The sequence below is a fragment of the uncultured Aquimarina sp. genome (assembly GCF_947492965.1).
In the GTDB taxonomy this organism is placed as follows: domain Bacteria; phylum Bacteroidota; class Bacteroidia; order Flavobacteriales; family Flavobacteriaceae; genus Aquimarina.
In genome coordinates this window covers 475,506-488,717 of sequence record NZ_CANLOZ010000005.1, presented here as the reverse complement: position 1 = coordinate 488,717, position 13,212 = coordinate 475,506, and the positions used below count along the sequence as shown (strand labels likewise).

General features: G+C 32.6%; 11 protein-coding genes. 4 read left to right on the top strand and 7 right to left on the bottom strand.

All coding sequences use genetic code 11. The features are described from left to right. Positions 1-219 precede the first annotated feature (219 nt). Positions 220-2,640, bottom strand: a complete 2,421-nt coding sequence (locus tag Q1B37_RS15765) for a TonB-dependent receptor (RefSeq protein WP_299899965.1) — start codon at positions 2,638-2,640, stop codon at positions 220-222. Positions 2,641-3,064: 424 nt separating this feature from the next. Here Q1B37_RS15765 and Q1B37_RS15760 point away from each other — a divergent pair, with 424 nt between their 5' ends. Beyond that, positions 3,065-3,430, top strand: coding sequence for a CoA-binding protein (locus tag Q1B37_RS15760; protein ID WP_299899963.1), 366 nt, complete (start codon positions 3,065-3,067; stop codon positions 3,428-3,430). Here Q1B37_RS15760 and Q1B37_RS15755 read toward each other — a convergent pair. Continuing rightward, positions 3,407-4,846 (bottom strand): sodium:solute symporter, encoded by a 1,440-nt coding sequence (locus Q1B37_RS15755; protein ID WP_299609274.1) that lies wholly within the window; start codon positions 4,844-4,846, stop codon positions 3,407-3,409. The two genes, Q1B37_RS15760 and Q1B37_RS15755, sit on opposite strands and share 24 nt — an antisense overlap. Before the next feature lie 69 nt (positions 4,847-4,915). Beyond that, complete coding sequence (locus Q1B37_RS15750; RefSeq protein WP_299899961.1) at positions 4,916-5,602, bottom strand: ABC transporter ATP-binding protein; 687 nt, start codon at positions 5,600-5,602, stop codon at positions 4,916-4,918. A gap of 298 nt (positions 5,603-5,900) precedes the next feature. On the opposite strand from Q1B37_RS15750, the gene Q1B37_RS15745 reads away from it, so the two are divergent. Then, positions 5,901-6,485: a hypothetical protein gene (locus Q1B37_RS15745; protein WP_299899959.1), complete on the top strand. Its 585-nt coding sequence runs from the start codon at positions 5,901-5,903 to the stop codon at positions 6,483-6,485. Here the strand turns inward: Q1B37_RS15745 and Q1B37_RS15740 are convergent. From Q1B37_RS15740 to Q1B37_RS15725, 4 genes are all read right to left on the bottom strand, one after another. After that, on the bottom strand, positions 6,475-6,819 hold the full coding sequence (locus tag Q1B37_RS15740) for a hypothetical protein (protein ID WP_299899956.1): 345 nt from the start codon (positions 6,817-6,819) through the stop codon (positions 6,475-6,477). The genes Q1B37_RS15745 and Q1B37_RS15740 overlap by 11 nt on opposite strands. Before the next feature lie 252 nt (positions 6,820-7,071). Then, positions 7,072-8,937, bottom strand: coding sequence for an ABC-F family ATP-binding cassette domain-containing protein (locus tag Q1B37_RS15735; RefSeq protein ID WP_299899953.1), 1,866 nt, complete (start codon positions 8,935-8,937; stop codon positions 7,072-7,074). 61 nt (positions 8,938-8,998) lie between these two features. Next, a complete protein-coding gene (gene lnt / locus Q1B37_RS15730; RefSeq protein ID WP_299899951.1) occupies positions 8,999-10,588 on the bottom strand; it encodes an apolipoprotein N-acyltransferase in 1,590 nt (529 codons plus the stop codon). Positions 10,589-10,678: 90 nt separating this feature from the next. After that, the gene (locus Q1B37_RS15725) at positions 10,679-11,767 is read right to left on the bottom strand and encodes a PorV/PorQ family protein (protein ID WP_299609296.1); all 1,089 of its coding nucleotides are present in this window, start codon (positions 11,765-11,767) and stop codon (positions 10,679-10,681) included. Between the two features lie 126 nt (positions 11,768-11,893). On the opposite strand from Q1B37_RS15725, the gene Q1B37_RS15720 reads away from it, so the two are divergent. Both Q1B37_RS15720 and Q1B37_RS15715 read left to right on the top strand, forming a co-directional pair. Continuing rightward, complete coding sequence (locus Q1B37_RS15720) at positions 11,894-12,652, top strand: CDP-alcohol phosphatidyltransferase family protein (RefSeq protein ID WP_299899949.1); 759 nt, start codon at positions 11,894-11,896, stop codon at positions 12,650-12,652. Positions 12,653-12,665: 13 nt separating this feature from the next. Continuing rightward, on the top strand, positions 12,666-13,211 hold the full coding sequence (locus tag Q1B37_RS15715) for a hypothetical protein (protein ID WP_299899947.1): 546 nt from the start codon (positions 12,666-12,668) through the stop codon (positions 13,209-13,211). The last annotated feature ends 1 nt before the right edge of the window (position 13,212 follow it).

Below are 13,212 nucleotides of genomic sequence, written 5' to 3'. Positions count from 1 at the left end.
GCGATTTTTTGTTTTACCGGGTTATTTTTTTCTTTAAAGGCTAATTCAAATAAATTATAACCATAATGGTACTATAATAGACGTAACATATTTCATAGTGTTACAAAAACATTATAATTTTTACAATTATTTAACTTAGCAGGCTTTTATTTTGAAGATGTGTGAATTTAACAAAAAACATGACTATTCTTTAATGAATTAACAAAATCATTAATTTTTCTAGAGTATTCCTCCGCCAGATTTTTCATTTGAATCTCTTCGTTTTCTTCTCACTTTTCGATTTTTTCCACTACCAAAACGATAGGATAGACCTAAAAATACGGTTTGTGTTTCCCCTTGGAATTGTCCATTTTGTTCAAAAGGAAAGTCTCCAGAGAATCTAAAACGCATGGTGTTAAAGATATCGTTGAAATTAATGCTAGCCGTACCTTTTCCACCCAAGAAATTATATCGTGCACCAGTGTTTACGAAATAAAATGGTTTTGTTTTAAACTGTATTCCTTCTTGCTCACCACGATAGAATCCAAATATCTGAAAGGTTAAGTTTTTAGTCGCCTTAAAATTGTTATTTATTCTGAAGTTGTATACCACTGCGTCAACCTCGCTAGAAACTTGTACAATTTCATCTACTCCATTTACTTCTACAACATCTTCTACAATACCTTTTTGAGTTTGCGCATACAAATCAAAACTAGCATTAAAATTCCACCATTTTGTCGGTCGGTAGTTACTAGAAATTTCGATTCCATACGCAGAGTTGTTATCAAAATTCTCAAACGTAAGAATTTGTCCTTCTTCAACTGTTGGATCTGCTAATAGCGTTTGATTAATTTCATCATTGATAAGTCGATAAAATGTACCTGCAGTTATAGATCCTCCTGTTAATTTACGAGTGTAGTTAAACTCGATAGAATTTGTAAACTGAGGGTCTAATTCCGGATTTCCTCTAGAGGTAATTCTAGGAGTACTCCATTCTCTTATAGGGTTTACCTGATTTAATCCTGGTCGGTCTACACGTCTGCTATAACTTAGTTGATAGGAATTTTTTTCACCAGGCGTATATGTTAGATAGGCTGAAGGGTACACAGTAAAAATATCATCTTCAAACACTTTTACATCGTTAAAAATAGCTTCTACCTGATAACTTTCTAATCGCGCACCTAGTTGATATGACCATTTCTCATAATTTTTACCATAAGTCGCATATAAAGCATGAATGTCTCTATCATAACGATATTTAGAATCATCAAATAGAGTAGATCTGTACTCATTATCGGTACGTCTTATACGTCCTTCATATCCTAACTCTAGCTTTGCTTTTTCTGATAGTGGGTTTACGTAATCTAGGTTGATAGTGGTATTTGTTCTTTCGTTATTTAATATATCATTATAATCTGGAGTAACGCCACCAGCAAAATTGAAATCATCATCACTATCGCCTTCAAAAACATTATAATCTACTTCTAATTCAATATTATGCCCTTCTTTCTCAAAGTCGTGTTTAAAATCAAAATTATAAGTAGAACCAAGGTTATCACTATCATTAATCAAGTTTTGGAATATGTTGTTTTCTGGATTATCGAGAAAGTCTATATCTGTAGTACCATTAATATTTCCATCAAATAAATTTTGATTTGTATATAACGATATGGTGTTCTTGTCATTAATATAGAAGTCAAAGCCTACCTTGAAAAGGTGAGATTTGTTATTATCTAAAAAACGAAAATCAGTTCTATAGTTTTGATCACCTCTAAAAATGAAACCTTGTTGTCGATTCTTTGTAATATTGGCTCCATAATTTCCATAAACGTTTATTTTTCCACTTCGGTAATTCAGATCGATTGAGCTATTAAATCGCGCATTTTGATCCCAGTTTACACCCAAGTTGATGTTCCCGTTAAAACCAATATTAGCATTTTTACGTAGTACTATATTAATGATACCACTCATACCTTCGGGATTATATTTTGCCGATGGATTGGTTATTAATTCTACCGATTTAATCGATGTAGAAGGAATTTGTTTTAATAATTGAGTAGGAGAGATGTTTGTTGGTTTTCCGTCAATTAGTATCTGTACATTAGGGTTACCACGTAGCGCGATATTTCCATCTTGGTCAACATTAACCGATGGAATATTCTGCATAATTTCTGCAGCAGTACCACCAGTAGTCGTAAGGTCTTTTCCTATATTTACTACCTTGCGATCTATTTTTTGTTCGATCGTTGTTCGTTCTGCAATAATGGTTACATCATCTAGTGCTTGTGCTTCCTCTTCTAAGGAGATGACTCCTACATTAACATCTTTGTTCTTTCTGGATATTTCTATAGGTTGGGTATAACTGGTATATCCAATGAATTGTACTTTTAGAGTATAATTTCCATTAGGAATATCAGGAATAAGAAAAGTTCCATCTTCTTTCGTAATTCCTCCACTAACTAATTTATTAGCTCCGTCATTTACTACTATTGTTGCATAAGGAATTGGTTGTTTAAGGTTTTTGTCGATTACTGTTCCCGAAATAGTACCAACAACGATACTGTTGCTGGGTTGAGCGGTAATCAAAGAACAGCTTATTAATAAAATCAATAAGAATACATTACGGGTAGTTTGCCTAATAGGTAGGTTGTTTTTTTTCATATTAAATGTGTTTTGATTGATGTATGCAAAACAATGTACTGGGTATTGCATAATATCAGTGCATTTGTTTTCCCTTTTTTACGTTGATTAAACGTATATCTGTATGACGATGTAACCTAAAATCTGTTACACAAAATATTTCTTTTAACAATTAATTATATAACCAAAGACCGCTCCTGGATAAGGAGCGGTCTTCTTATAATAATCAAATAGTAACACTAACCATCAACTATGAATAAAATTTGATTATTAAGTAACTAACTAACTAAATTTATGAAAAATCATATTTCTTTATCTATAAGACGTGCAGTACAAGTCTTATGTTACACCTGTTTTTTGTTTTTAACATTTTAGGGTTTATTTTTAACGTTTGCAGACTGTAATCGCTATGAATTAACGTTATTTTGCGACTAAAATCATGCTTATGAAGGGAAAAAAGACCTTAGTGTTGGGAGCTTCGCTTAAACCAGATAGATATTCTAATTTGGCAATACATCGATTGGTGAATTATGATCAGGTAGTGGTAGCAATTGGATTGCGATCTGGCGAGGTAGCAGGAATTACTATTCATACATCTCTAATGGCATTTGATGATATACATACGGTAACCCTATATCTAAATCCTACCAGACAAAAGCAGTATTATGATTATATTATTGGTCTTTCTCCAGAAAGAGTGATTTTTAACCCAGGAACTGAAAATCCAGAGTTTTATGATATGCTTCAGGAAGCAGGTATCGATGTTGAAGTTGCCTGTACTTTAGTATTACTTTCTACGGATCAGTACTAAACCTAAAAAGGTTAATAAGCCATTAAGAATTAAAATAAAGAACCCAAATTCGAAACCAAACCATTTGGCACTATTGATACTAATAATGTAAGATAGTATGGGTGATAGAATTGCAATGATAGGAACAAATCTATCTTTGACATTCATTTTAGTAAATAAACCAAAAGCATAAAGTCCCAAAAGTGGACCATAGGTATATCCAGCAAAAACAAATAACTTAGCAATAACGCTTTCATCTTTGATTACGTATTTAAAAGCTATGATCACTAATATTAATAATAAAGAAAATAGAATGTGATATTGTTTTCTCGCTTTTATTTGATCTTCAGGATTTAGTTTTTTTTCTATATCCATGATATCAATACTAAAAGAAGTAGTTAACGAAGTTAGTGCACTATCTGCACTACTGTAGGCTGCGGCAATTAATCCTAAGACAAAGAAAATAGCAATTCCAATTCCTAATCCACTCTGAGTTGCAATAATGGGGAAAAGTTGATCCTTATGAGCATCAATTCCATGTTGTCCCGCATATTGAGTTAATAATAAGCCTAAGCCCAGAAATACAAAATTGACTATAGTCAGAACTATAGTAAACCAAAACATATTTTTTTGAGCATCTTTTAAGTTTCTGCAGGTAAGATTTTTTTGCATCATATCCTGATCCAAACCTGTCATAACAATAGCAATAAAAGCACCAGAGATAAATTGTTTTACAAAATGATCTCCACTTTTAAAATCATCAAAAAAGAAAATTTTAGAAAGGTCACTGTCTAAAACATACCCTATTAAACTAGTACCATCAATTCCTAAATCACTAGCAACGTAGTATACAGCAACCCCTACTGCAATTAGCATAAATAAGGTTTGTAATGTATCTGTCCAAACGATGGTTTTGATACCTGATTTAAAGGTGTAAAGCCAAATTAGAAGTATAGTGATAATCACAGTAATCCAAAATGGAATCCCAATACTATCAAACATAATAACTTGTAGAACATTCGCTACTAGAAATAACCTAAAACTAGCACCCACAATTCTGGATATAAGAAAAAAAGATGCTCCAGTCTTATAGGAAGACCTTCCAAAACGTTCTTCTAGATAGGTATAAATAGAAGTTAAATTTAGTTTATAATAGAGTGGTAGTAGTACTGTACCAATTACAGCATACCCAACGATATACCCTAATACAACTTGCATGTAGCTAAATTGCGAAGCTTCAACCCAACCTGGTACAGAAATAAAAGTAACACCGCTTAGTGATGCTCCAATCATTCCAAAAGCAACTATATACCATGGCGATTGACGATTGGCTTTAAAAAAAGCGTCGTTTCCCGAATTCTTTCCTGTGAAATATGAGATTAAAAGAAGTACACCAAAATATCCGGCGATTAGAAAAAGAATATGTATCGGTTGCATAGAGTATTCGAATTAGTAAGACGCCAAAATACGAATTAATCTATGACAATATCAATCTTAAACTACAAACTATCTATTTCTGGTATCGCTTTCGATCATGCCATCACGTAATCGAATGACTCTATGTGCATGAGCGGCAACTTCTTCTTCGTGAGTAACCAGGATTACCGTATTTCCAGCAGCATGAATATCATCAAATAATTGCATGATTTCCAACGAGGTTTTCGAATCTAGGTTTCCTGTTGGTTCATCTGCCAGTATAATAGAAGGTTTATTTACCAGTGCTCTACCTACAGCAACTCTTTGTCGCTGCCCTCCAGATAATTGATTGGGTTTGTGATCCATTCGATCAGCTAGGCCTACGTCTGTCAATACTTCTTCTGCTCTGGCATTTCTATCCTTTTTAGAAGTACCTGCATAAATCATGGGTAATGCAACATTATCTAAAGCGGTTGTTCGTGGTAATAAATTAAATGTTTGAAATACAAAACCTATCTCCTTATTTCTAATTTCGGCTAATTCGTCATCAGTCATTTTACTCACATCATTTCCATTAAGGTTATACGTACCATCGGTAGGGGTGTCCAAACACCCCAAAAGGTTCATAAGTGTCGATTTTCCGGATCCAGAAGGCCCCATAATCGCTATATAATCTCCTCTTTTAACTTCTAGATTAATACCTTTGAGTACATACACTGTTTCTTGGCCTAGTTGAAAATTTCTAATGATACCTTTAATATCGATAACGTTTTCCATGTGATGCTTTAATTATAGCGTAAGATACGATTTTAGCCTATATGACGTACGATCAATAAATTTGTTACAATAAAATAGATTTAATTATCAGAGTTTTCTGGGATATGATGATTCCATCCCGTTCTTTTTTATTTAAGAGGCTTCAAAAATGAAGGAATTTTTAGTTATTTGGGTGTTGTTTTTATGGTAGATTAGTGCTATCTTTAAGAGATAAGATCAACATCTTAAAATAGGGGATATAGTATTTGGAAATATGTAAATAGAAAGTCTGTTTGCATTAATCTCTAAATATACCAATATGTCTTTACACAACCCACCAAGTAAGAATACTACTGAAAACCAAATTGTACTTTCCAAAGAATTTGTAAGTTCTAAAAAGAGTCTTTATCATTTTGTCACTCATATAAACCGTGATTTTATGTTATGGAATGACAATGATAGAACGGATACCTTTTCTGATGCTCAAAATCCTATTTTGCAAATTGATATTCCTAAGATCATCCAAAAAAGATTTTGGCTACAATTATATACTAAAACAAATACTTACCTGATTAGCCAATGTTTAACCTCGGAAAGAGAATGGAAATGGGTGACTACAACCTTCAAAGTAAGAAGAAATGAAGACAATGAGATTTTGAATTATTTAATTGAGAGAAACATACCTTCTAAACGTGCAATCAGTAATATCGGTTCATTGTACAAAAAACTAGTAAATATCGAAACAACCATGGGAGTGGAGGTAGCAAATAACTATTTTAATAAATTTCTTTTGGAAAAAAATAAAACATATGACCAGTACATGAAAGAATTATGTTTATCTACAGATAGGACTATGTTAAAAGTGAACTATCATAAAAATAATGCTATTCCTTCTATTTCCTAATAATAAAGTGCTCTTTTGCTTGTTCTGTTCTAAAAAATACAAATCCTAGTGAATAGGTATCTATAGTTACAGTTACTTTTGGATGCTTTTTTATGGTGTTCCAGAGGTCGAAATTTTGTTTGGTATATCGGATGGAATTTATAAGTAATAAAGAGTCATTATGTGTGCTTTTTATTATGGTATTTAATACATCCATATTTGATGTAAAGTAATCAATGTCCAAAAATACCAAATCGAACACTATATCATTCTGAAAAGAAGTATACGTAAATATCTCATTGTTTTCTGATATAATTTGGGCAATGGTATCTGTTTTTTTCTTGAGGATAAGCACTTTTTTATAATCTAAATAGGGAATAGTACGATTTAATAGTTTGGCAGAATTTAGATTAATACCAACATTTGAGTTTTTATTTATAATTGATTGTATTTTTCCATAAGATTTTCTTTTAGTCCGATTATAAAAACATTTGGTTACCAAGCTGTAAACAAAGGGTGAATGAACCCCATGTTGATTTGTAGATTTTACTAAAAAAAGAAAGTAAGATTTAATTTTGAATAGCATGCTTACAATAAATAAGATGTGTTATTCCATTTTTTCGGATAACTCTAGCCAACGCATTTCTTTTTCTTCTATGCTATCAATAATATCTTTTAGTTTAGCAGATTCCTCATTGATTTTATCTTCATCTAAATTGCCACTAGAAAATAATTCTTCTATTTCCTTTTTTTGTAACTCCAGTTTTTTGAGATCACGTTCTATACGACTATATTCTTTCTGCTCGTTATAAGATAGAGCGCTTTTATTATCCTTTTTCCAAGAAGTCTTTGGTTTTGATGCTGGATCATCTGTTTTAACTTTTTCTGGAACTCTACTGTTTTCATAAACTCTATAGTCGGAGTAATTTCCAGGGAAATCTTCGATAACTCCTTTGCCTCTAAACACAAATAAATGATCCACAATTTTATCCATAAAGTAACGATCGTGAGAAACCACTATTAAACATCCTGGAAAATCCAAAAGGAAGTTCTCCAATACGTTTAAGGTTACGATATCAAGATCATTCGTAGGTTCATCAAGAATTAAGAAGTTTGGATTTTGGATAAGAACAGTACATAGATATAGTCTTTTCCTTTCTCCACCACTTAGTTTTTCTACAAAATCATATTGCTTTTTACGATCGAATAAAAAACGCTCTAACAATTGTTGCGCAGAAATTTGACGTCCTTTTTTCAAAGGAATGTAATCACCAAACTCTCTAATCACATCAATTACTTTTTGCCCTTCTTTTATAGTAATACCTCTTTGTGTATAGTACCCGAATTTTACAGTTTCGCCAATTACTATTTTACCTTGATCGGGTGTAATGGTACCAGTAATCATATTAAGAAAGGTAGATTTGCCAGTTCCATTTTTACCAATAATTCCAACACGTTCACCTTTTTTGAAAACGTATTCATACTTATCTAGAAGAACAAGATCGTCGAATTTTTTGGAAACTTTATGGATTTCCAGAATCTTGCTTCCCAGACGTTCCATATTGATTTCTAATTGTACCTCATGATCATTTCTTCTTTTATGAGCACGTTCTTTGATTTCATAAAAATCATCAATACGGGATTTAGATTTGGTAGTACGCGCTTTGGGTTGGCGTCTCATCCAATCTAATTCTTTTTTGTAAAGTTGTTTAGCTTTATTGGTTTCTATTTCTTCATTTGCTATTCTAGCTTCTTTGTTCTGTAGATAATAGGCATAATTACCTTTGTAGCTATATAATCTTCCGTTTTCTAATTCTACAATTTCATTACAAACATTTTCTAGAAAATAACGATCATGAGTAACCATAAAAAGAGTAAAATTCTCTTTGGCAAAGTATTCTTCTAACCATTCGATCATTTCTAGATCTAAATGGTTTGTAGGTTCGTCAAGATATAATAACTCAGGTTTGCTAAGTAAGATATTCGCTAAAGCTAATCTCTTTTTCTGCCCACCAGATAGTTGACTAACTTTTTGCTGTAGGTTTTCGAGTTTTAGTTTAAAGAGTATCTGCTTGTATTGTGTTTCAAAATCCCAAGCATTTAAAGCATCCATTTGTTCAAAAGCTTTTTGGTAAGCTTCTGTGTCATCTGGATTTTGTAATGCTTTCTCGTACGCATTAATAACACGTAAAGTATCATTATCTGAAGCAAAAATAGTTTGTTCTATAGTAAGATTAGGATCTAAATTGGGCTCTTGAGGTAGAAACGCTACTTTTAGGTTTTTTCTATATACTACCTGACCTTCATCTGGTTCTTCATCTCCTGCTACAATGTTTAGTAAAGACGTTTTACCAGTTCCATTATTAGCTACAAAACCAATTTTTTGCCCTTCATTAATACCGAACGATATGTTGTTAAATAGCACTCGTTCTCCAAAAGATTTTGCAATATTTTCTACTGATACGTAATTCACCTGATAAAGCTTGGTTATGATTTGAAAATTTGCAAATTAAGTACAAATATTGGATTCTGCTTTATAGAGCCGTAATTTTCTTTCGTCGTCTTGTTACCGAGAATAGAAAAATAAAAATCATAAGAAAAATAGCAACTCTTGCTAGATAGTCGCCAGCTCTAACATAGAAAGTAATTTTTTTATTGGTAGTAAGAGTACCTTTTAATACTCCTTGCTGGTTATATGGTAAAGACGAGACAATATTTCCAGTTTGGTTTATAATTGCAGAAATACCGGTGTTTGCACTTCGGGCAATACTTCTTCTTGTTTCTATTGCTCTTAATTTAGCATAAGCCAAATGTTGTTGATGTCCTTGTGTAACACCCCACCAAGCGTCATTAGTGATAATTGCTAAGAAATCCGCATTATTTCTTACATAACCTGTAACAAATTCTCCGTAAACGCTTTCATAGCAAATAATTGGAGCGGCGCCTAATCCTTCTTTGGTAAAAAAGACTTCTCTGTCTGGTTGGGTAGTTTTCTTAGCTACAGTACCTCCTAAATCAATCATAGCATCACCAACAATTGGTTTAAAAACACTTTGATATGGAAAATTCTCTACACCTACTACTAATTTACTTTTATGATATAGCTCATCTGTACCATCAGGCCTTACTAAAAATGCAGAATTATAGTCATCATAAAACACACCACTTTTATGTTCATTTGTTTGTGGACGAACTTGAGCTGGATCTCTAAAAACATCTAATAAGGAAATTCCGGATAGAAAATTAGCTTTTGGATAATTTTGCACAATTGCACTAGCAGTCTTTTTTGCAATAGAATTCTTAAATGTTTTTAATCGATTATTATCAGCAAAAACGGTTTCTGGTGCGATAATAAAATCTGTGTTTTCCGTTATTTCTTTTTGAGAAAGAGAAGTTAACAATGCACCCACACGATCATCGCTAGTATTATATTTTTCGGTGTATGGGTTTATGTTTGGTTGTAGAATAACAACTTCGACCTCTTTACCATCTTCTTCATAGGTTTTTAGAATAATAAAAGAAATTATTATTGGAATGATAATGATCAATCCATTTCTAAGCCCCGCTTTGTATAAAATTGACTTGTCTTTATGTTCTAGAAAAAGTAATATGCTTTTGTAAAGACCTATGTTTACAATCCAAATCCAAAGGGTACCTCCAAAAGTTCCAGTATACTCATACCATTGCACCCATGAAGTAAAACTAGCAAATCCATTTCCTAAGTTAAGCCAAGGCCAGGAAAACTGCCATTGTAAATGAAGGTATTCAAAACTCATCCATATACAAATGAGAAAGATAGTTCCAATAAAGAAAGAGGCTCTTCTTGCCACGATATGATACAAAAGAAATACCAACGCCATTATAAGCGTATTTACAATTTCTGCAAACCACATTCCAAATGGAGTAGAATTATAGATCCACCATGTGGTAATCATATTCCAAATAAATAGCGATAGAAAAGCAAATCCAAATACTTGAGATTTATGATACTTGTTTGATCGGACTTTGTATTCAACAATTAATAAAGGAACAAAACCAAAAAAGAGAAATAACGGGAAACCATAAGTAGGCCAACCAATAGCAAGCAATAAGCCTGATAAAATGACAAGTAATATGTTCTTCATAAAAGATGTTATGTCTTAGAAACGAAATTAAACTTATTTCGTTACAAAACTGAAACCCTAAGCTAAAAAAATGTTATGATAGTATAAAGGCTATCTAAAAAGACTCCAATCTACTTTTATAGAAAATACATTAGAATAAATAGCAGCACTTTGATCGCCGATGTCTGTGAGTGCATAATCTACCTGTATGCCTTTATATTGAAAACCAATTCCAAAATTTGGTTGAAAACCTACGTTGTCGGATCCATCAAATTGCTCAATATTTTGGAAATTACCTACACCTCCTCGCAGGTAAACGATTTTAGCATAATCTAATTCAAAACCAAAAGCCGGAGTAACACTAATTGCAGAAGATGAAATAATATCATTTGTTTCAGCAAAACGCACATTCATATCCAATTCTGTATTTAAACCGAATTTTGTTCCTATATCAAATTTTCTGGCAGCTCCGAATTGAAGTTTAGGAATCGTTATTTCTGTAGTTTCTGGTAATTCTTGATCTCTTATCTGTGGAATTTGATCTTCATCAGGAATACCATCTCCGTTAAGATCCCCAATAGCAAATTCTTCAACACTCCAGGCATTAAAAGTTGTGGTGATATCTCTAACCATCACTCCAAATTGCCAGTTGTTCTTTTGATATTGTAAAGCAGCATCGAAACCGAATCCCCAAGAAGAGGCAAAATCTCCAATAATACGTCGGATTACTTTAGCATTAGCACCATAACTGAGACCTTCTATAGGTAGCTTTCTCGAATATGAAAATGTGAAGGCATAATCTGCCGCGGAGAATAAATTAATTCTTGTATAATCAATGTTACCATCTGCATCAACCAAGCTAGTAGTATCAAGAATATCATCAACCCCAAAACGAATTAAAGAAAATGCAATAGCACTTTTTTCGTCTAAAGGCATACCAAAAGCTAAGTAGTCGTAATTAGCAATATTAGCGAAGTATGCCGCATGCATAAAGGAAACCTGATTGTCTTCTAAATTGATCAATCCAGCAGGATTCCAATATCCAGAATTCACATCACCAGAAGTAGCAACAACAGCATTGGCCATACCTAACGCTCCAGCATCGACACCAATATTCAAAAATTCATTGGAATATTTACGAGTTTGAGCTGAAGAGAAAAACACAGACAAACTAAACAATGCGATTATAATTCTTTTCAATCCTAGCAATTTTTGACAAATATCTTACTATTTTTCAACATTATAAACTTTATTTACGATTTCATATTGTGTAGCCCTTGTTAATAGACGGAAATAGTTTGCTATTTTTACACAAAATTTATCCATATGAAGCTGAAAAAGCAAATTCCTAATATCATTACCCTTCTTAATCTTTTGTGTGGCTGTATTGCTACAATTTTTGCTGTTCAGGGAGATTTAGAGCTGGCTGCTTTATTTGTAGTGCTTGGGATAGGATTTGATTTTTTTGATGGATTAGCGGCTAGGTTACTAAAAGTACAAAGTGAACTTGGATTACAATTAGATTCACTAGCCGATATGGTAACAAGTGGATTAGTACCAGGTATTGTAATGTTTCAATTAATGGCAAAAGTATATAATGTCTCTTCGGATCAAGTGCTAAGATATCAGGTTTATGATGAAGATTTTATAGAAGGTTATGTAGAGTTTTTACCTATTATAGGCTTGCTTATTACGTTGGCTTCAGCATATCGATTAGCAAAGTTTAATATCGATACGAGACAGACGACTTCATTTATTGGATTACCAACTCCTGCTAACACTTTGTTAATTATTAGTTTGCCTTTAATTCTTAGTTTCAACTCTGCGGAATGGATTGCTGATGTTATTTTGAATCAATGGTTTTTAATAGGTCTCACATTGGTGAGTTGTTACTTACTTAATGCCGAAATTCCATTATTTGCATTAAAGTTTAAAACATGGGGTTTTCAGGAGAATAAAATTAGATATGCTTTCTTAGTAATAACGATTTTGTTGTTGGCATTTCTTCAATTCACCGCGATACCAGTAGTCATATTGCTGTATGTTTTGATGTCTTTGATTTTTAAGGAAGGAAGTACAGTCTAGATTCCGTATTATCATGAGAAACCATATTGGGTTTTACTTTTTGTTGTTCGTAAGCTTGCTTATTCTTAGCTGTTCGGATACCACCAAAACTACCTTCAAAACGGGAGAGCATACTATTACTCTGGTAAAAGAACATGATTCACTGTATTATGTGCAGATTGCTTCCGATTCTTTAGTTGATAATTGGGAATTACCGTATCCAGTATATCAGTTTACGCACGGAGATGTAGATGGTAACGGAAAAGACGATATATTAGTGGGAGTAATAAAGACCACAAGATTTGATTCTATAAAACGAAAACGTCTTTTTATTTTCAAAAATTACAAAGGATATGTTCGACCATTATGGTTAGGTTCTCGTTTAAGTAAACCTTTAGTAGATTTTGATTTTATAGAAACTCAGGAAGGAAACTTTATTAGAAGTATTGAAAAAGAACAAAGTGGTAACGTGCTTATCGCAGAATATAAATGGAAACGTTTTGGACTGGAATTTACAAAATATCTGTATAGAGAAATAGATAGCGCAAAGGCCATACAAATACTAAGAAATAAAAGTTAGC